Source organism: Mycobacterium sp. (assembly GCF_049683935.1).
GTDB lineage: Bacteria > Actinomycetota > Actinomycetes > Mycobacteriales > Mycobacteriaceae > Mycobacterium.
Genome location: NZ_JBAUJR010000303.1, coordinates 22,954 through 41,630 on the forward strand (window position 1 = coordinate 22,954; position 18,677 = coordinate 41,630).

Annotated in this window: 15 protein-coding genes; 10 read left to right on the forward strand and 5 right to left on the reverse strand. The window is 66.5% G+C overall.

Annotated features, from left to right (window positions below; all coding sequences use genetic code 11):
- From WA965_RS17690 to WA965_RS17710, 5 genes are all read right to left on the reverse strand, one after another.
- Positions 1-1,482, reverse strand: coding sequence for an AMP-binding protein (locus tag WA965_RS17690; RefSeq protein WP_526298772.1), 1,482 nt, complete (start codon positions 1,480-1,482; stop codon positions 1-3).
- A gap of 89 nt (positions 1,483-1,571) precedes the next feature.
- Positions 1,572-2,348 carry an SDR family NAD(P)-dependent oxidoreductase gene (locus tag WA965_RS17695; protein WP_526298774.1) on the reverse strand — a complete coding sequence of 259 codons (777 nt, stop codon included), beginning with the start codon at positions 2,346-2,348 and terminating at the stop codon, positions 1,572-1,574.
- A gap of 1 nt (position 2,349) precedes the next feature.
- Complete coding sequence (locus WA965_RS17700) at positions 2,350-3,864, reverse strand: AMP-binding protein (RefSeq protein ID WP_526298776.1); 1,515 nt, start codon at positions 3,862-3,864, stop codon at positions 2,350-2,352.
- 20 nt (positions 3,865-3,884) lie between these two features.
- Complete coding sequence (locus WA965_RS17705; protein ID WP_526298778.1) at positions 3,885-4,652, reverse strand: GntR family transcriptional regulator; 768 nt, start codon at positions 4,650-4,652, stop codon at positions 3,885-3,887.
- Positions 4,649-6,232: a Vgb family protein gene (locus tag WA965_RS17710; protein ID WP_526298780.1), complete on the reverse strand. Its 1,584-nt coding sequence runs from the start codon at positions 6,230-6,232 to the stop codon at positions 4,649-4,651. The genes WA965_RS17705 and WA965_RS17710 overlap by 4 nt, the downstream gene beginning before the upstream one ends.
- 139 nt (positions 6,233-6,371) lie before the next feature.
- On the opposite strand from WA965_RS17710, the gene WA965_RS17715 reads away from it, so the two are divergent.
- The 10 genes from WA965_RS17715 to WA965_RS17760 all read left to right on the forward strand — a co-directional run bounded on the left by WA965_RS17715 (position 6,372) and on the right by WA965_RS17760 (position 18,652).
- Positions 6,372-7,223, forward strand: coding sequence for an SDR family NAD(P)-dependent oxidoreductase (locus WA965_RS17715; RefSeq protein ID WP_526298782.1), 852 nt, complete (start codon positions 6,372-6,374; stop codon positions 7,221-7,223).
- Positions 7,223-8,635: an aromatic ring-hydroxylating oxygenase subunit alpha gene (locus tag WA965_RS17720; protein WP_526298784.1), complete on the forward strand. Its 1,413-nt coding sequence runs from the start codon at positions 7,223-7,225 to the stop codon at positions 8,633-8,635. Before WA965_RS17715 ends, WA965_RS17720 begins: the two co-directional genes overlap by 1 nt.
- Before the next feature lie 70 nt (positions 8,636-8,705).
- Positions 8,706-10,544, forward strand: a complete 1,839-nt coding sequence (locus tag WA965_RS17725; protein ID WP_526298786.1) for a flavin-containing monooxygenase — start codon at positions 8,706-8,708, stop codon at positions 10,542-10,544.
- Positions 10,545-10,569: 25 nt separating this feature from the next.
- On the forward strand, positions 10,570-11,496 hold the full coding sequence (locus tag WA965_RS17730) for an SDR family NAD(P)-dependent oxidoreductase (RefSeq protein WP_526298788.1): 927 nt from the start codon (positions 10,570-10,572) through the stop codon (positions 11,494-11,496).
- The gene (locus tag WA965_RS17735) at positions 11,489-12,658 is read left to right on the forward strand and encodes a CaiB/BaiF CoA transferase family protein (protein ID WP_526298790.1); all 1,170 of its coding nucleotides are present in this window, start codon (positions 11,489-11,491) and stop codon (positions 12,656-12,658) included. The genes WA965_RS17730 and WA965_RS17735 overlap by 8 nt, the downstream gene beginning before the upstream one ends.
- A gap of 8 nt (positions 12,659-12,666) precedes the next feature.
- On the forward strand, positions 12,667-13,836 hold the full coding sequence (locus WA965_RS17740; RefSeq protein ID WP_526298792.1) for an acyl-CoA dehydrogenase family protein: 1,170 nt from the start codon (positions 12,667-12,669) through the stop codon (positions 13,834-13,836).
- Entirely contained in the window at positions 13,833-14,750 is a 918-nt protein-coding gene (locus tag WA965_RS17745) for an acyl-CoA dehydrogenase family protein (RefSeq protein ID WP_526298794.1), read from the forward strand. The genes WA965_RS17740 and WA965_RS17745 overlap by 4 nt, the downstream gene beginning before the upstream one ends.
- Positions 14,747-15,913 (forward strand): acyl-CoA dehydrogenase family protein, encoded by a 1,167-nt coding sequence (locus WA965_RS17750; RefSeq protein WP_526298796.1) that lies wholly within the window; start codon positions 14,747-14,749, stop codon positions 15,911-15,913. Before WA965_RS17745 ends, WA965_RS17750 begins: the two co-directional genes overlap by 4 nt.
- Complete coding sequence (locus WA965_RS17755) at positions 15,913-16,914, forward strand: acyl-CoA dehydrogenase family protein (RefSeq protein ID WP_526298798.1); 1,002 nt, start codon at positions 15,913-15,915, stop codon at positions 16,912-16,914. Before WA965_RS17750 ends, WA965_RS17755 begins: the two co-directional genes overlap by 1 nt.
- Positions 16,915-16,939: 25 nt before the next feature.
- Complete coding sequence (locus WA965_RS17760) at positions 16,940-18,652, forward strand: thiamine pyrophosphate-binding protein (protein WP_526298800.1); 1,713 nt, start codon at positions 16,940-16,942, stop codon at positions 18,650-18,652.
- The last annotated feature ends 25 nt before the right edge of the window (positions 18,653-18,677 follow it).

Consider the following 18,677-nt stretch of genomic DNA (forward strand, 5'->3'; position numbering starts at 1 on the left):
TCAGGCCAGCCGCGCTCGGAGCTCACGCTTGAGTACTTTGCCGTAGCTGTTCTTCGGCAGTTCGTCGACGAACTCGTAACGCTTCGGTCGCTTGAACCGGGCAATGCGTTGCAGCAGATGCGCGTCCAGCTCGCCGGGGGAGACCTGACCGACGACAAACGCCACCACGACCTCGCCCCACTCCTGGTCGGGAGCGCCGACGACGCCGGCCTCCACGACGCCGGGGTGCTCGAGCAGGATCTCCTCGACTTCGCGCGGATAGATGTTGCTGCCGCCACTGATCACAACGTCTTTGGACCGGTCACGCAGTGTCAGGAATCCGGTGGCGTCGAACGACCCCATGTCCCCGGTGTGCAGCCAGCCGTCCTGCAGTGTCGCCGCGGTCGCCTCCGGATTCCTCCAGTAGCCCGACATCACCACATCACCGCGGCAGACGATCTCGCCGATCTCGTCGACTCCGGCCGGCAGACCGTCAGGGCCCAGCACGGCGACGTCGACACCGGAGCGGGCATAACCGACCGAGCCCAGTCTCGCGTGGCCGGCCCATCCATCACCGGCGACGTGGTCGGCACGGCGTAGACCGGTGATCGTCATCGGCGCCTCCCCCTGCCCGTAGAGCTGAACGAAGATCGGCCCGAACGCGGCCATGGCCTTCCGCAGGCTGTCGACGTACATCGGTCCGCCGCCGTAGACGACGGTCGTCAGGTTCGCCGGACGCGGCCGTCCGGTGTGCACCAACCGCGCCACCATCGTCGGCGCCAGGAACGCACTGCAGCCCGGATGAACTTCGCACAGATCGAGGAACTCCGCCGGGTCGAACGCGCCCGAGGCAGGCACCACCTGCCGGGCGCCGCGCAACACGTACGGCGGGACGTACAGTCCCGATCCGTGCGACATCGGGGCGCCGTGGATCAGACTGCAATTCGCGTCGGGGGAGTCGAAGTCAGCGAGGTGCGCAACCGTCATCGCCATCAGGTTGCGGTGTGACAGCATCGCGCCCTTGGAGCGCCCCGTGGTGCCACTTGTGTAGAACAGCCACGCCAGACTCTCCGGGTCGGTGTTCCTCGGCGGTTCCAAGACCTCGGCAGTGCAGCGGCTCTGGTACTCGGAGTCACCGATGGTCTCGATCGGGACGGAGGTTTCCGCAGCCAGCAGTGCGCCGATCTTCGGTGACGCGAACACCCGGGCGACACCGGCGTCGTCGAGGATCTGCTCCATCTCGCGGGGATGAAGTTTGTAGTTGACCGGCACGAAGACACATTCGGCCGCCCAGATCGCATACATCAGTTCGACGATCTCCGGCCGGTTCTCGCTGGCCACCGCGATCCGCGCCCCCTGTCCGAGGTCCCGAAAGGACGTCGCCAGCCGCAGCGCCCGATCCCGCAACGACGACCAGGTGTGTACTTGGCGCTCGCCGTGGTACACCGCGCCGCGGTCGCCGTACCGGGCCGCGGTCTGCTCGAGAAGGCCGAACAGGTTCAACGCTGTCTCCTCTTCGCGCGAGCGCTCATCGACGCCGTCCGCTCTTCGCGCGAGCGCTCATCGACGCCGTCTGCTCTTCGCGCGAGCGCTCATCGACGCGCAACCCACTCGGCGTTGAGCGCAAAGTCAGACAGGTACTTCGTCGAACTCCAGCCGCCGTCGACCACGATCGTCTGGCCGTTGATGAAGCTCCCGCCCTCGGAACAGAGGAACGCCACGGTGGACGCGATGTCCTCGACGCGACCGAGTCGTTGATGGGGGGTCATCTCGGTATTGATCTTGCGGAACCGCTCATCTTCGAGCCTGGTGGCCACCATCGGCGTCAGCGTCACACCGGGAGCGACTGCGTTGCAGCGGATTCCCTGTGCGCCGTACTGGCAGGCGATGTGCGTGGTCAGGGACGTCAGACCACCCTTGGCGGCAGAGTACGCCCCGCCACGCAGTCCGCCTACGACCGCGAACGTCGATGTCACGTTGATGATCGCCGATCCGGGCTGCATGTGGCCGATCACATCCCGGGCGAGCCGGAACGGCGCCCGCAGCATCAGATCGAGGAAGTAGTCAAGGGAGTCGTCATCGGTCTCGTGCAGCGGTTTGGGGCTTCCCACCCCGGCGTTGTTCACCAGGAAGTCGATCCGACCCCACCGCTCCAGCGCTGCGGCGACGATCCGTTGCGGCGCGTCGTCGGCGGTGAGGTCGACCGCCAGGGTGGCGATCCGGTCTGGATCACCGACCGCTGTCTCGAGGTCGGCGAGCCGGTCAGGGTCGCGGCCGGTGCCCAGCACCGCAATACCCCTCTCGGCAAGCATTGTGGCGCAGCCGAACCCGATGCCGCTGCTGGCCCCTGTGACGATTGCCACCTGCATGTCACGACCTGTCTTTCTGTAGTCCGGTGAGCTCAGCCTTGATCTGGTGCTTGAGGACCTTGCCCGCGTCGTTTTTGGGCAGCGCGTCGACGAGCACGATCTGCTCGGGCGCTTTGAACTTGGCGACGCCGCGGTCGGTCAGGAACTCCCGTAGCGCCACCGTGTCGGGCCGGCAGTCCGCGGCGGGGACGATGGCCGCGCAGGCCCGCTCACCGGTCCGCGGATCGGGGATCCCGACGATCGCGATCTCGGCGATCTGGGGATGGGTGACGAGGATGTCCTCGACCTCCTTGGGCGAGATGTTCTCACCGTTGCGGATGATGATGTCCTTGGCGCGACCCGTCACCACGAGGTAGCCGTCGTCGGTCCACCGACCTAGATCGCCGGTGCGGAAATAGCCTGCTTCGTCGAAGGTTTCGTGATTGTCCTCGGTGTGCAGGTAGCCGGTGAGCATCTGTGGGCCGCGGGCGCGGATCTCGCCGTCGACGAGGATGATGTCGGCGGAGCCGGGGCGCCCGTCGGTGTCGGCGCCGCGGTCGACGTCGCCGAGTGATCCGACGGTGCTCACCGGCACTTCGGTCGAGCCGTAGACCCGGGTCACGAGGGCACGGTCGAAGTAATCCGCCGCGCGTCGGATCAGCGATGGCGGGACCGAGGCGCCGCCACAGATGAACACCTTGAGATCGGGAAGTCGCGTGCCGGCACGTTCGGCCGCCGCGAGCAGTCCGGTCAGAAAGGGCGTGGCACCGGCCATGTGCGTGCAGCGGTGCTCGAGCATGTGCGCCACCGCGGCGTCGGGGTCCCAGCGCTGCATGAGAACGGCCTCGGTGCCGAGCAGCAGTGGGCACTCGAACGCGTAAATGGATCCGCCGATGTGGGCGATCGGTGACGGTACCAGGAAGGTGTCGCCCGCATCGATTCGCCAGTGGGCGCCCAGCTGGGTGATCAGCGCATGCAGGGAATCATGGCTGTGCAGAACACCTTTGGGTCTGCCTGTGGTTCCGGAGGTGTACAGGATCATCCGGGTGGCAGCGGAATCCAACGTTGGTAGCGTCCCCGTGGGCGTTACGGTGAACAGGTCGCCGAAGTCGGTGTGCCCACCTGCGTCGCCACGCACCACGATGACCTCAGGGGAGGCAGGTAGTCCGGGCAGCACCCGGTCCAGCATCGCGGCGTAGTCGTATCCGCCGAAGGTGTGCGGGATGAACACCGCGCGGGTATCGGCGTCGGCGAGGATGAACGCGAGCTCGTGATCGCGCAGCGATGGCAGGATCGGGTTGACCACCATGCCTGCCAGCGTGGCTCCGAGGTAGATGACCGCGGCCTCGCTCCAGTTGGGCAGCATGAACGACACCACGCTGACCGCAGGCATCCGGCGCGTCAAAGCCCGCGCCAATAGTGTTGCCTGTTGCAGTAGTTGAGCGCACGTCAGGGTGTGAACGTCGTCGCGCACGAGGATCCGGTCGGGCGTCTCGCGCGCCGCGTCCCGGAGAGCGTCGGCCAGCGTGATGCTCACTGTGTGTCCCGACTCAGGCCTCATTGTGCGTCCCGACTCAGGCCTGATTGTGCGTCCCGCACGCGGCGCATCGTCATCGCGTGCCGGAACCTCGACGACGGATGGGTGTTGACGGTCACCTGCGCGATCTCCCCGTCGGAGGTCGTGTAGGTGCGTTGCATCTGCAACGCCGCCGTGTCTGCTGCGATCTGCAGGCGCTCTGCCAGCTCGGCCGTGAGTAGCACCGCGGAGATCTCCTGGTGCACCTCGACGACGCTGACCCCGAAGAGGTCTTCGATCAGCGGGAAGATCGGACCGGTGTGGCGATGGAGCAACCTGCCGACGGAGGCGAAGCTGCGGTTGATGTAGTACTCGGTCCGGCAGGTCGGCGCGGTGTCGTCGTCCACCCGCCGATACCCGCTCACTGAAAGCCATTCGGTGCCCTGGTCCAGTCCGGTGCGTTCGGCGAGTGTGGCGTCGACGGTGACCATGGTGTTGGTCTCGATGGCGAAGCGCGCGCCCTGGGCGAACGCGAGCAGGTCGTCGATCGAGACGACGTCCTGCTCATAGGAGTTCGTATTCGGCCTGGGGACCACCAGCGTGCCCGCTCGCGGCTTGGACGCGATGAGGTTGTCGTCCCGCAGTCGCCGCAGTGCCTCGCGAACGGTGTAACGGCTTACCGCGAACCGCTCACACAGTTCGTGTTCGGTCGGCAACTGGGAGCCCACCGGGTAGACGCCGTCGACGATCTCCTTGCGGAGCGCGCGCGCCACCTGCAGATAACGATGGTCGCCGGCCGTGGTTGTCATGCTCGGTGCACCGCCAACACGCTCCCGTCGCCGTCGGCCGAGAGGTACAGGGTTCCGTCCGGTCCACTGGTGATCCCAGCGAAGGGCCCCTGGGGTCCGGAGAACGGCGGCATGCCCCGCAGCGGTTTGGGTTCGACGCCGGGCGGCGCCCCGACCGGTAGGCCGGTGGCGATGACACTGCGCGCCTTGGTGTTCAGATCGAACTCGACGAGTTCTTTGGCTGCCGCGTCGACGATGTAGAGCCGTCCGTCCTGCACGTGGATGCCCTGGGGGCGCGACAGACCGTCCACCACGGTGTCGACTCCGCCCCCGGCGAGTCGGACCACCCGGCCTGCACCGGACTCGGCGACCAGCGGCGCTCCGTCGGAGTCGAACGCGACCCCGACCGGGTCCCGGAGATCGGACATCAGGGTCTCGACGGTGCCGGAGCGCAGGCTGTGGACCCGGCCGGTCCCCAGTTCGGCGAACACGATGACTCCGTCGCGATCCACGGCGACGCCGTAGAGCTGGTCGAAGTCGGTTGCCAGGTAGTCGGTCTCACCCGAGGAAGGTCGGTATCGGGCGACCTGTCCGCCGGAGGTGGTGACCACGAACACCCCCGATCCGACCGCGGCGAGTCCGCGCAGGAACCCGGGGTAGCCCGGCGAGAACAGCATGCCGACGGTCTGCAGCGCGCCTTCGGGGGTGACCACATAGAAGTAGGTGCCGTCGGCGACGTACAGGTTGCCGTCGTCGGCCACGGTGAGGTCGAGGGGCCAGTTCAGGCCGCCGGCGAGCACGGTGCTGCTCTGTTGTCCGGGCAGGATCTCGGTGATCTCGCCGGTGAAGTTCGACGCGAACAGCCGGTCGCCGACGAACGTCAGGTTGTCCAGCCCCGGATTGAGCTGCGCCAGAACGGTTTTCTCGCCGCTGCGCGGATCGATGCGCAACACCTGCCCGCTGGCCACCTGGGTCGACACCAGGAAGCCCTCGGAGTCGAACTTGACAGCATCGGGCACCCCGAGGTCACCGGCGACGCGCTGCGGCTCGCCCCCCTCCGGGTTCACGCGCCAGATCTCATTTGCGGTCATCAACGGGTAGTACAGCAGCCCGTCGGGTCCCACCTCCATCGCGTTGGGCGAGGGCAGGTTCTCCAGCAGGATCCGCGGTGCGCCACCGTCGAGAGGCAGTTCCATCAACCGCCCGCCGTCGCGGCACTCCCCGACGAACAGACGGCCCTGGTGCACGGTGATGCCGTTCGCACACGGGAGGTCGTCGCGCAGCACGCGGGTGTGGCCGGCACCGTCGCGCGCGCTGACCCTGCCGTCCATCACCTCGGTCGCGTAGAGCGTGCCGTCGGCTCCGAAGGCGACGTCGTCGGGCGCGACGATGTCACCGCCTTTGGCGCTCACGGTGTCCAACTCGCCGGTGGCCAGGTCCAGTGCGCTGATCTGGCTGCCCGTCACCTGCGCCACGTAGATCCGTCCGTCGGGCCCGGTCCGGAGGCCGTTGGCGCCGAAGAGGCGGCTGGGTGCGGTCACCCGTCGCACGTGCCATCCCTGGGCGGCGGTGGGGTTCTGCGCGGTGTAGCGGGCCTTCATGCGTTCGGACGTTAGCAAGCCGCTCTAGTCCAGACAATAGTGATCGGCTGGGCCGCGATCGGCTCTTGACGATGGCATAAGTGCTGCGGAATAGTGTTCTTCAATATGCAGAGCAGCGTTATTGGTCCGGACAAATGATATGACCGCCGGTGTGTCAGTGAGCCTGGAGGGGCGCATCGTCGTCGTCTCCGGCGCTGGTGGCGGCGGGATCGGAACGACGGTGACCCGGCTGGTCGCCGAGGCCGGCGCCACCGTGGTGGCGGTCAGTCGTTCCACGGAGAACCTCGACGAACACGTCGCGCCGCTGGCCGAGCAGGGCCTGTCCGTGGTGCCCGTCGCGGCTGATGCGGCCACCGACGACGGCATCACCACGGTGCTCGAGCACGTTCGACGCACCGACGGTGACCTCTACGGGCTGGTGAACATCGCGGGCGGTGCGGCACCGGCGACGTGGATGCCGTCGACCCGGGTGACGCGGGACGACTGGCGCGCACTGTTCGTCGCGAATCTGGAGACGGCCTTCTTCATGAGCCAGGCGATCAGTCGGGAACTGCTCGCCCGGAGCCTGAGGGGGTCGATCGTCTCGGTGTCCTCGATCAGCGGGATGAACACTGCGCCGTTCCACATCGGGTACGGCACCGCGAAGGCCGCGGTGGTGGCGATGACCCGGACCATGGCGGTCGAGTTGGCGCAACACGGCATTCGGGTGAACGCCGTGGCGCCGGGGGTCACCGAAACGGCCGCCTCGGCGACCTACGTCGACGACGATCCCGATCGCGACCGCACCGCGATCGCGATGGGCCGCCGCGGCACCCCCGAGGAGCAGGCCGGTGCCATCCTGTTCCTGCTGTCCGATCTGTCCGGCTACATCACCGGCCAGACGTTGCTGGTCGACGGTGGGCTGAATCTGAAATGGACCCATCTCGGAGCCGACAACACCTCGTTGTTCCTCAAGGACCAATCCTTCCGCGAAGCCATTAGGAGGATCTAGTGACCCACACCGAAACCGACCTCGACGCCGCGATCGAGGTCGAAGCCGAACCGGACGACTCGACTGGGGAGATCGCCGAGGACTTCTCCGACTCGATGACCATCCCGGTGGACGCCTACATCTCCGAGGACTACGCGCGCGCCGAGCGGGACCGGCTGTGGCGCAAGGTGTGGCAGCAGGTCGGCCGGGTCGAGGAGATCCCCGAGGTCGGCAGCTACCTGACCTACGACATCCTCGACGACTCGATCATCATCGTCCGAACCGGTGCCAATGAGTTCACTGCCCACCACAACGTGTGCATGCACCGCGGCCGCAAACTCGTCGACACCCCCGACGGCGCGAAGAACACCGTGGGCCGCGCCCGCAAATCGTTCGTCTGCGGATTCCACGGCTGGACATACGGTTTGGACGGCGTCTGCACCCACATCCGGGAGCAGGACGACTGGAAGGGAACGCTGAGCCCGGAGAACACCCATCTGGCCCCGGTACAGGTCGACACCTGGGGAGGGTGGCTCTTCGTCAACATGGATCCCGACTGCGAACCGCTGGCGGACTACCTGATGCCGGCCGCGAAGATCCTGGATCCGTTCGGCCTGGAGAACATGCGTTTCAAGTGGCGCAAGTGGCTGTACTTCGATTGCAACTGGAAAGTGGCGATGGAGGCCTTCAACGAGACCTACCACGTCTTCACCACGCACCCCGAGTTCAACAAGTTCGGTGAGTTCAAGGGCTGGGCCAAGGCGCAGGGCCGGCACAGCAACATCGGCTACGACGCACCCAAGGGTATGGACGAGACCAAGTCCAAAATCCGTCTGGGAACCGGGGATCCGCGCATCTCCACCGCCGAGATGCAGATCTACACGATGGAAGAGACCAACGCGACCACCACGAACACGCTTGTCAACGCCGCCAAGCGACTCGTCGACGAACTGCCGGAGGGCACCCCCGCCGATCAGGTGCTCCAGCACTGGCTGACGTCGGCGCGCAACGACGACGCAGCGCGCGGAGTGATCTGGCCGACGATCCCGCCCGACATTCTCGGACAGAGTGGCACGGCGTGGCAGATCTTCCCGAACTTCCAGGTGGGTCAGGGTCTGACGAGCGCACTGTGTTACAGCGCCCGCCCAGACCCGAGCTACCACCCCGACAAGTGCATCTTCGAGGTCGCGGTCTTCGAGCTGTATCCCAAAGGTGAAGAGCCGGCCACGGAATGGCAGTACACCCCGAAGGACTCCCCGAACTGGCTTTCGGTGCTGCCCCAGGATTTCTCGAACATGGCTGCGGTGCAACAGGGGATGAAGTCCGCGGGTTTCCCGGGCGCCCTGCCCAACCCCTACCGCGAGCGCAGCACCGTCAACCTGCACTACCAGTTGTCCCAGTACATGGGAGTCGGCGAACCCCGCAAGCGTTAGCGATTCCGGTGTCGTCCGTCATGCTCAGCGTGACGGGTGACCCCGAATCCGCACCAGAAAGAGGAGATCAGTGAACACCTGCGGTCCCACGGATACGCCGGACGACGTCGACATCCCGTCGATGCGGGAGAAATACGCCGTCGAACGAGCCAAGCGTCTGCGAGCCGACGGCGCAACGCAGTATCTGGAGCTCGAAGGGGACCTCGCCGAGTTCTATGAGGTCGACCCCTACACAACGGTGACGGAGCGGGACCCGATCGTCGAGGACGCCGAGGTCGTCATTCTCGGCGGAGGCTTCGCCGGTCTGCTGGCCGGGGCCTACCTGAAGAAGGCGGGTGTCGAGGGGATCCGCGTCATCGAGATGGCCGGTGACTTCGGCGGTGTGTGGTACTGGAACCGATTCCCCGGAATCCAATGTGACAACGACGCCTACTGTTACATCCCGCTTCTCGAAGAACTCGACTTCATGCCCTCGAAGAAGTTCGCAGACGGTGCCGAGATCTTTCAGCACTGCCGAAACGTCGGGAAGCACTTCGGGCTGTACGACGGCGCACTGTTCTCCACTCAGGTACGCGAATTGCGGTGGGACGATGCGACCGAGCGCTGGCAGATCAGCACCGACCGTGGTGATGACATCCGAGCTCGGTTCGTCGTCATGGCGCAAGGCTCCTACAACCGCCCGAAGTTCCCTGGAATCCCCGGTATCGGTGAGTTCAAGGGACACATGTTCCACTCCGCACGCTGGGACTACGAGTACACCGGGGGAGATGCTGACGGCGGCCTGGACAAACTCGGGGACAAGCGCATCGCCCTCGTCGGCACCGGCGCGACCGGTATCCAGCTGGTGCCGCACCTCGGTCGTGATGCGGAGCAGCTCTTCGTGTTTCAGCGGACGCCGTCGTCGGTCGACCAGCGGTCCAACCCAGCCACCGATCCGGCCTGGGCCGCGTCCCTGCAGCCGGGCTGGCAGGAGGAGCGCAAGCGCAACTTCCACAACTGGTCGCCGTTCGTCGGTGTAGTGTTCGGTGAGCCGGATCTGGTGTGCGACTTCTGGACCGAGCTCGGCCGAAACCTGACCGCGAGGATTGCGGGCAGCGATGACCCCACCGCGGTGACGATCGAGCAGATCATGGCATTCCGGGAAGAAGAGGACTACAAGATCATGGAGCGGCTACGTCGCCGCGTCGCCCAGATCGTCGAGGATCCTGACACCGCCGAGGCGTTGAAGCCGTACTACCGCTTCATGTGCAAGCGGCCCACGTCCAGTGAGCAGTACCTGGCCACGTTCAACCGCCCCAACGTGACGCTCGTCGACGTGTCGGCGTCCAAGGGTGTGGAGCGGATGACGGAAAAGGGCATCGTCGCAAACGGTGTCGAGTACGAGGTCGACTGTGTGATCTTCGCCAGCGGATACGAGATCTCCACCGAGATCAGCCGCCGGTACGCGATCGACTCCATCACCGGCCGCGACGGGTTGTCGCTGTTCGAATACTGGCACGACAACTATCAGACGTTGCACGGCATGACCAGCCGAGGTTTCCCCAACCAGTTCTTCATGGGCTTCATCCAGGGAGGGGTGTCGGCGAACACCACAGCGATGTTCGAGCAGCAGGCCAAGCACATCGCCTACATCATCGCCGAGGCGCAGAACCGCGGTGCCACCACCGTCGAGCCCAGCGAGGAAGGCCAGAACAACTGGATCGCCACCGTCCGAGAGCTCTCCATCGACAACTCGGCGTTTGAATTGTCCTGCACACCGGGCTATTACAACAACGAGGGCCGCGGCGGTGCGGAAGGCAACGGGTCGTTCCTCGGCGACTTCTATTCGCCCGGCTTCTACGCGTTCGATGACCTGATCACGGCGTGGCGGGACAAGGGTGACCTCGACGGACTGGAGCTGTCGCGGTGAGGACCTCGCTCGAGGAGCCGTCCGCTTGAGCGACGATCTGAGATTCGACGGCCGGGTAGCTGTTGTCACCGGCGGCGGGCGTGGGCTGGGCCGATCTTATGCGCTGCTGTTGGCAGCCTACGGCGCCAAGGTCGTCGTCAACGATCCCGGCGGCGAACTCGACGGTGACGGCGCCGACCGGGGTCCGGCGCACAACGTGGTGCGCGAGATCGCCGACGCCGGCGGTGAAGCCGTCGCCAGCACCGACTCGGTCGCCACGCCCCAGGGTGGACAGGCCATCATCGAGACCGCGGTGCAGCGCTTCGGCGGGATCGACATCCTGATCCACAACGCGGGCATCGTGCGCCGGGCGTCGTTGGTGCACATGACCTACGACGACTTCGACGCGGTGCTCGACGTCCACCTGCGCGGTGCCTTCCACGTCGTGCGACCGGCGTTCCCGGTGATGTGCGGGGCCGGCTACGGCCGCATCGTGCTGACGTCCTCGATCGGTGGCCTGTACGGCAACCACGAGGTGGCCAATTACGCCGTCGCCAAGGCAGGCGTCATCGGTCTGTCCAACGTCGCGGCGATGGAGGGTGCGGCTCACAACGTGACCAGCAATGTGATCGTCCCGGCCGCCGTGACCCGGATGGCCGAGGGCATCGACACCTCCGCATACCCGCCGATGGGTCCGGACCTTGTCGCTCCCGTCGTGGGCTACCTCGCCCACGAATCCTGCTCTGTCACAGGCGAGATGTTCGTCGCTCTGGCCGGTCGGGTCGCGGCCGCCGCCGTCATCGAGGCACCGGGCGTCTACCGGCCCTCCTGGGAGATCGCGGATGTCGCCGAGCACATCGGCGCGATCCGGGACTTGTCAGAGCCTCTGAGATTCCCGGTGGTGCCCGACGGGCACGGCGATCACATCAGGTACAGCTTCTCGATGGCGAACAGGGGAGGGGCCCATGCCTGATTCGGGACCGTTGGCGGGCGTGCGCGTCGTCGACCTCACCGCGATGGTGATGGGGCCCTACTGCACTCAGATCATGGCCGATATGGGTGCCGAGGTCATCAAAGTCGAACCACCACAGGGAGATAACACCCGCTACATCTCGGTCGGACCCGTGTCCGGGATGAGCGGGGTGTTCGTCAACGTCAACCGAGGCAAGCGCAGCGTCGTGCTGGACCTGCACGAGGAGTCCGGCAAGGCTGCGATGCGTGGGCTCATCGAACGTGCCGACGTCTTCATCCACTCGATGCGCGCCAAGGCCGTCGCCAAGCTGGGGTTCGGTTATTCCGACGTCGCGGCGATCAACCCGGCGATCATCTACACGAACTGTTACGGCTACGGCAGGCGGGGGCCCGAGCGCGACCGGCCTGCTTACGACGACACCATCCAGGCTGAATGCGGATTGCCCTATGTGCAGCAACAACTGACCGGCCAGGCCGACTACGTCGGCACCATCATCGCCGACAAGGTCGCCGGATTGACGGCGCTGTACGCGACGACGATGGCGCTGTTCCACCGGGAACGCACGGGGGAAGGGCAGGAGGTCGAGGTCGCCATGTTCGAGACGATGGCGTCCTTCATGCTGGTCGAACATGCCAACGGCGCCATGTTCGACCCCCCACTCGGGCCGGCGGTCTACCCGCGCACAGTGGCCCCGAACCGCAGGCCCTACCGCACCAAGGACGGCCACATCGCGGTGCTCATCTACAACGACAAGCATTGGAACGCTTTCATCGCCGCGGTGCAGCCGCCGTGGGCCTCGGATCTGTACGCAACGCTGGAGATGCGTGCGCACCAGATCGACACCGTCTACGGCCTGGTGGCCGAGACGCTGGTACAGCGGACGACCGACGAATGGCTGGCGCTCTTCGGTGAACTCGAAATACCGGCGGCGCCGCTGAACTCCCCGGATGCGCTGTTCGACAATCCTCACCTGAACGCGGTGGGGCTCTTCGAGACCATCGACACCCCGCAGGGCAAGGTGCGGTTTCCCGGTGTGCCGACGTGGTTCTCGCGCACCCCGGGCCGGGTGCGCGGGCCGGCCCCGGAACTCGGCGCCGACACCGCGACCGTGCTCGACGAACTCGGGCTGGGCGCGGCTGCCGATGTGGTCGGGTCGGGGTAGGGGCGCCAGTGGATTTCGACATGGGCAAACGTGCCACCGATCTTCGTGGCGAACTGCGGGATCTGGTCTCAGAACAGGTCCCCGAGCATTTCCTCGGCGCCTTCACCGACGATCCGACGGATCTGCAGACCGCGCAGCGGTTCTGCCGCACCCTCGCCGAACGCAACCTCCTGTGCCTGGCGTGGCCCGAGGAGTTCGGCGGCGGCGGCGCATCGGTCTGGGAGCAGACGGTGGTGCGCGAGGAGATGTGGGCACACCACGAACCGCGCGGCGCGCAGTACATGGGCGTCAACTGGGTCGGGCCGATCATCATGCGGCACGGCACCGCCGAACAACAGCGCAGGCACCTGCCGCCGATCGCCGCGGGTGAGGTGATCTGGTGCCAGGGCTTCTCCGAACCCGAGGCCGGCTCCGATCTGGCGTCGCTGCGCACTCATGCCCGGCCGGACGGTGACGGTTGGTTGGTGAGTGGTCAAAAGATCTGGACGTCGTACGCGACCATGGCCCAGTGGTGTTTTCTGCTGGCCCGCACCTCGCGAGTGGGCGAAGGCGCAACCCAGAAGAAGCAACAGGGCTTGACCATATTCCTCGTGCCGATGGACGATCCGGCGATCACGGTGCGACCGATCGGCTGCATCATGGGGCCGCACCATCTCAACGAGGTGTTCTTCGACGATCTGCGGGTCACCGACGCCGACGTCCTGGGCACGGTTGATCAGGGTTGGTCGGTCGTGCAGGACGTGATGTCGTTCGAACGGGTCGGCATCGCCAGGTACGCGCGGTGTGAACGTCTGCTCGCGGCGGCACCCGGCGTGCTCGGGGAGAGGTGGGACGAGTTACCCGGGGAGTTGCGCGGACGCTGGATCCGGATGCTCACCCATTGCCGCCGTGCCCGATTGCTGGCCTACCGGGTGGTGGAGCGGCAGCACAGCGGCCGGATCGCACCGGGCGACGCGGCCGCCTACCGTATCGCAGTGACCACCCTGGACCAGGACAGTGCCGAGGTACTGATGGACATCGCCGCCGAGGTCGTGCACAGCGACGCCCGGGCGGAGTGGTTCCTCGGTGAGGTGGCCGACCACTGGCGTTACTCCCAGGCTTCCACGGTGTCCTCCGGAAGTATTGAGATGCAACGCATTCTGCTGTCGCGGTCGCTGCTGGGAGGTGGTCGACGATGATCCTGGACCTCAGCGACGACGCCCTGGAGTACGGACGTCAGGCCCGCCACGCGTTCGACGCCGCCGGTGGTGACCAGTTGGTGGCCGAAGCCGAAGTGGACCCCGCCCGCCGGGAGCAACTCGTCGGTCCGGTGCTCGCCGAACTCGGCGCGTGGGACCTCGACCCGCGCACCGACAGCGATGGTCTCGAGGCCGCTGCGGCCCTGTGCCGCAGCGCGGGTTACTGGGCATTGCCCTACCCGCTCGCCGAGCGCCTCGCTGCACCGGCGGGTCTGGGCGCAGACGGCCTGATCGTCGTCGCCGGCGCACGTCCGTCGGGAGCCGTGGCCGGACTCGAATCCGATTGGGTTGCAGTCACCCTCGGCGGTCGGCGCAGCCGGGCCCTGGCGAAAGGGCCGATTCAGCCGGGCTTCGTCACCGAACTGGAGCTGTCCGAGATCGACGACGCCGGAGACCGCGACGTGGCACTGGGGCTGGTACTGCCGTGCTGGACGCTGCTCGGCATGCTCGACCGCGCGTTGGAGCTGACGATCGCACATGTGAACCTGCGCAAACAGTTCGGTCAGGCGCTGTCGGCGTTCCAGGGTGTGCAGTTCCAGTTGACCGACGCGGAGGTGGAGCGCGCCGGGGTGGACATCCTCGCCAAGCACGCCCTGTGGAGTATCGCCACCGGCCAATCCGGAGCCACCGAAGACGCTCTGGCGCTGCGTATGTCGGCCCTGGAGGCCGCCGAGGTGGTGTTCCGCGTGTGCCATCAACTGCACGGCGCCGTCGGCTTCTGCGACGAGACCACGCTGTCGTGGCTGTCGCGTTACAGTCAGCCGTTGCGACGCCTGCCCTTCGGCGTGTCCGCGACGCTCGACCATCTGACGCGATCCGCCGGTCGGCGCGGACTCACCGGGCTGTACTCGTGAGCGAACTGGACGACTTCCGCGCCGACGTGCGCGCCTGGTGTGCCGAGCACGTCGCGGCGGATTGGCGCTCCCGGCAGACCGGCGTCGACGACGAGGAGTTCGTGCGGTTCCAGAAAGCGTGGTTCGCCGAACTGCACAGCGCCGGATTTGCGGTCCCGCACTGGCCGGTCGAATGGGGCGGCGGCATGCCGGTGGACAAGCAGGTGGTGCTCTACCAGGAACTGGCCGCCCACGACGCGCCGCGGTTGGTGCTCGCGTTCGTCGGGATTCATCACGCCGCGTCGACCCTGCTCATCGCCGGCACCGAGGAGCAGCGTCGGCGTCACCTGCCGGCGATCCTAAACGGTGAGATCTGGGTCCAGGGTTTCTCCGAACCCGAGGCCGGATCGGACCTCGCCTCTCTGCGCACCACCGCGCGCCGTGTCGGCGACGGGGGCGAAGAACATTACGTCGTCAGCGGCCAGAAGCTCTGGGCCAGTGGCGGTATGCACGCCGACTGGTGCCTGCTGCTGGCCCGAACCGACCCGGAAGCCCCCAAGCGGAAGGGGATCTCGTACTTCCTGCTCGGCATGGCGACCCCCGGGGTCGACGTGCGGCCCATCCGCAACGCGGTCGGCGATTCGCACTTCTGCGAGGTCTTCCTCGACGAGGTGCACATCCCGGCGGCCAACCTGATCGGTGCGGAGAACGCGGGCTGGCAGGTGGCGCAGGAAACGCTCGGAGCTGAACGCGGAATGACGATGCTGGAGCTGGCCGAACGACTCGGCAACGCGGGATTCCGATGGCTGCTGCAATCCGCTCCGGTCGACGACCCCGTCGTCGCCGACCGGCTCGCCCAGTTCGAGATCGAGCTCACCGGCCTCCGCGGGATGTGCCGCCGACTCGTCGAGCGAGGCGCGTCCGGGCCGGCCGACGCATCGATCGTCAAGCTGTACTACAGCGAGCTGCTGCAGCGACTCACCGACTTCGGTGCCGAGATCGGCGGGCCCGCCGCCCACACGGTTCTGAGCAAGCCCATGTCGAGCGGGTGGGAGTCGGGCTCCTGGGTGCTCGATTTCATCGGCTCCTGGGAGTGGACGATCCCCGGTGGTGCCAGCGAGATCCAACGCACCATCATCGCCGAACGCGGTCTGGGGCTGCCGCGAGAGCCGAGCGCGGTCTGATGCCGGCCACCGAATTCGCGGAGTTCCACGACGAACTGCGATCCATCGCAGGTGAGCTGCTCGCCAAGGAGCGCGAGGTGGGGTGGGCGGCGCTGCTCGAGGCCGGATGGGTCGGGTTGGAGGTGCCGGAACCGCTGGGCGGTGCCGGTGCCACCTTCGGCGAGACCGCGGTGATCCTCGAGCAGATCGGCCGCTCAGCCGGCACGAACAGCTTCCTCGGCGGTGCGGTTCTCAGCGTGGGACTGCTGAACACGCTGCAGCGCAGTGCAGCACGCGATCGGCTTCTTGCCGATGTCGCCAACGGGGACAGCAGGCTCGCCGTGGTCGCCGGTGACTTCGTGATCGCCGAGGGTCGTCTGTCGGGACACGCCGAGTTCGTCCCCGATGCGGCCGGCGCGGACCGTCTACTGGTGGTCGCCGATGCCGGGGTGGCGGTGGCGGCCACCGCGGAATTGGCGGTGGTCGCACAACCCGTCGTCGACGAGACACGACGACTGGCCGTAGTGGCCGCGGAGAAGGTGGCCGTCGACGAGGTGCTGACGTGTGACGTCGACCCCGCAACGGCATTGAGCGTGCTGCAGGACCGGGCGTCGGTCGCGATCGCGTGCGACAGCCTGGGTCTGGCCGAGCAGATGCTCATCGCGACAGTGGAATACGTCAAGGTCCGGCACCAGTTCGGCCGGCCCATCGGCTCGTTCCAGGCGGTCAAGCACGCCTGCGCTGACATGCGGGTGAGCATCGAGGTGGGTCGTCAACTCGTCGACGATGCCGTCGCGCTGCTCGCCGATGGGGCGGATGCGGGTATCGCGGCCGCGATGGCGAAAGCTCATGTCACCTCGGCCGCCGTCGACATCGTGGGCAAGGCCATGCAACTGCACGGCGGTATCGGCTACACGTGGGAGAGCGGCGTCCACACCTACCTCAAACGCGCCCTTCTGAACCGCTCGTTGTTCGGATCGCCTGCAGCACAACGACAACGAATCGCACGCCGATATTTGTGATAGTCCGAATGAAAAGGATATGACCATGGGTGTACCCGTGTACAAACGCATTCTCGATCTCTTCGAGGCCGAGGGTGTCAACACGTTGTTCGGAATCCCGGACCCCAACTTCGTGCACATGTTCTCCGAAGCAGAGGCTCGCGGATGGTCCGTGGTGGCACCCCATCACGAACTCAGTGCCGGATTCATGGCGGAGGCCGCGTCACGCATGACGGGCAAACCCGGCTTGTGCATCGGCACGCTCGGCCCCGGCGTCGCCAACATCGCCGGAGCGATGATGTGTGCACTGGTGGAGAACTCGCCGGTGATCTTCCTCGGTGGCCAGCGGGCCCGCATCACCGAGCGACGGGTACGGCGCGGCCGGATCCAGTTCGTGCAGCAGGAAGGTCTCTTCACGCCTTCGGTCAAGTACAGCTCGTCGATCGAGTATGCCGACCAGACCGACGAGATCATTCGGGAGGCGATCCGCCGTTCGATGTCGGGCACACCGGGACCGTCCTACGTCGAGTTCCCCTCGCACGTGATCCTCGAGGAGCTCGAGGTCCCGGATCCGTTGCCGCCCAGCCGGTACCGGCTCGTCGACCAGGGCGCCGGCGGCCGGGAGATCGCTGAGGCGGTCAAGTTGATCAGGGAGGCGAAGAGCCCGATTCTGCTGGTGGGCCACGGTGTTCACACCTCGCGCACCCAGGGTCCGGTCAGGGAGCTCGCGGAGCTGATGGCCTGCCCGGTGATCCAGACCTCCGGTGGCACGTCGTTCATCCCGGGACTGCAGGAGCGGACCTTCCCGTATCTGTTCTCCCCGGCCGCCAACCAGGCAGTCGAGGATTCCGATCTGTGTGTCGCGCTGGGCACCGAACTCGGCGAGCCGATGCACTACGGCCGGACCCAGCACTGGGCCGGAAACGACGCCAACCGCAAGTGGGTGTACGTCGAGCAGGATCCGACCGCCATCGGCGTGAACCGTGCCTTCGACGTGCCGTTGGTCGGCGATCTGCGAGGCGTGGTGCCGCAGCTCGTCGAGGCGCTGCGAGACACTCCGCGCGCCGCGTCGGCCAACCTCGATGCCCTGATCAAAGCGGATGCCGCCGAGCTGGCGCGGGTGGCCGAGGACGCCCCGAGTGGCCGAACCCCGGTGCATCCCGCGCGTTACGTGGTCGAGGCGACCAGGGCGTTCGGCGAACTCTCCGACGGCATCATGGTGCGCGACGGCGGCGCCACGGTGATCTTCCAGTGGACCTACTCGCAGTCCAAGCCGCGCGACGTGATCTGGAATCAGAACTTCGGACACCTTGGCACGGGCCTGCCGTACGCCGTGGGTGCCTCGGTCGCCGAGGGTGGCAAGCGTCCGGTGATGCTGCTGACCAGTGATTCGGCGTTCCTGTTCCACATCGCGGAGCTGGAGACCGCGGCGCGACGGAATCTGCCGCTGGTCTGTGTTGTCGGTGTCGACCATCAGTGGGGGCTGGAAGTGGGCGTCTACAAGCGCACCTTCGCGCAACCGTCCCCGCAGCCCGGCGTCCACTGGAGCAAGGATGTCCGGATGGACAAGATCGCCGAGGGCTTCGGCTGCCACGGCGAATACGTCGAGAAGGAAGAGGAGATCGGCCCGGCGATCGCCCGCGCGTACGCCAGCGGCAAAGTAGGTGTGGTGCATGTGTGCATCGACCCGACCGCGAACTCCGAGGAGATGCCCAAGTACGACCGATTCCGGACCTGGTATGCAGAAGGCACCCAGTAGCCGTGCGAATTTAGGGAAGGCTAGA

What these genes read in the sequence shown, in the direction of transcription:
- WA965_RS17695 (WP_526298774.1), bottom strand. Translation starts at nt 2,348, where the DNA reads ATGCAGGTGGCAATCGTCACAGGGGCCAGCAGCGGCATCGGGTTCGGC.
- WA965_RS17705 (WP_526298778.1), bottom strand. Translation starts at nt 4,652, where the DNA reads ATGACAACCACGGCCGGCGACCATCGTTATCTGCAGGTGGCGCGCGCG.
- WA965_RS17710 (WP_526298780.1), bottom strand. Translation starts at nt 6,232, where the DNA reads ATGAAGGCCCGCTACACCGCGCAGAACCCCACCGCCGCCCAGGGATGG.
- WA965_RS17715 (WP_526298782.1), top strand. Translation starts at nt 6,372, where the DNA reads ATGACCGCCGGTGTGTCAGTGAGCCTGGAGGGGCGCATCGTCGTCGTC.
- WA965_RS17735 (WP_526298790.1), top strand. Translation starts at nt 11,489, where the DNA reads ATGCCTGATTCGGGACCGTTGGCGGGCGTGCGCGTCGTCGACCTCACC.
- WA965_RS17745 (WP_526298794.1), top strand. Translation starts at nt 13,833, where the DNA reads ATGATCCTGGACCTCAGCGACGACGCCCTGGAGTACGGACGTCAGGCC.
- WA965_RS17755 (WP_526298798.1), top strand. Translation starts at nt 15,913, where the DNA reads ATGCCGGCCACCGAATTCGCGGAGTTCCACGACGAACTGCGATCCATC.
- WA965_RS17760 (WP_526298800.1), top strand. Translation starts at nt 16,940, where the DNA reads ATGGGTGTACCCGTGTACAAACGCATTCTCGATCTCTTCGAGGCCGAG.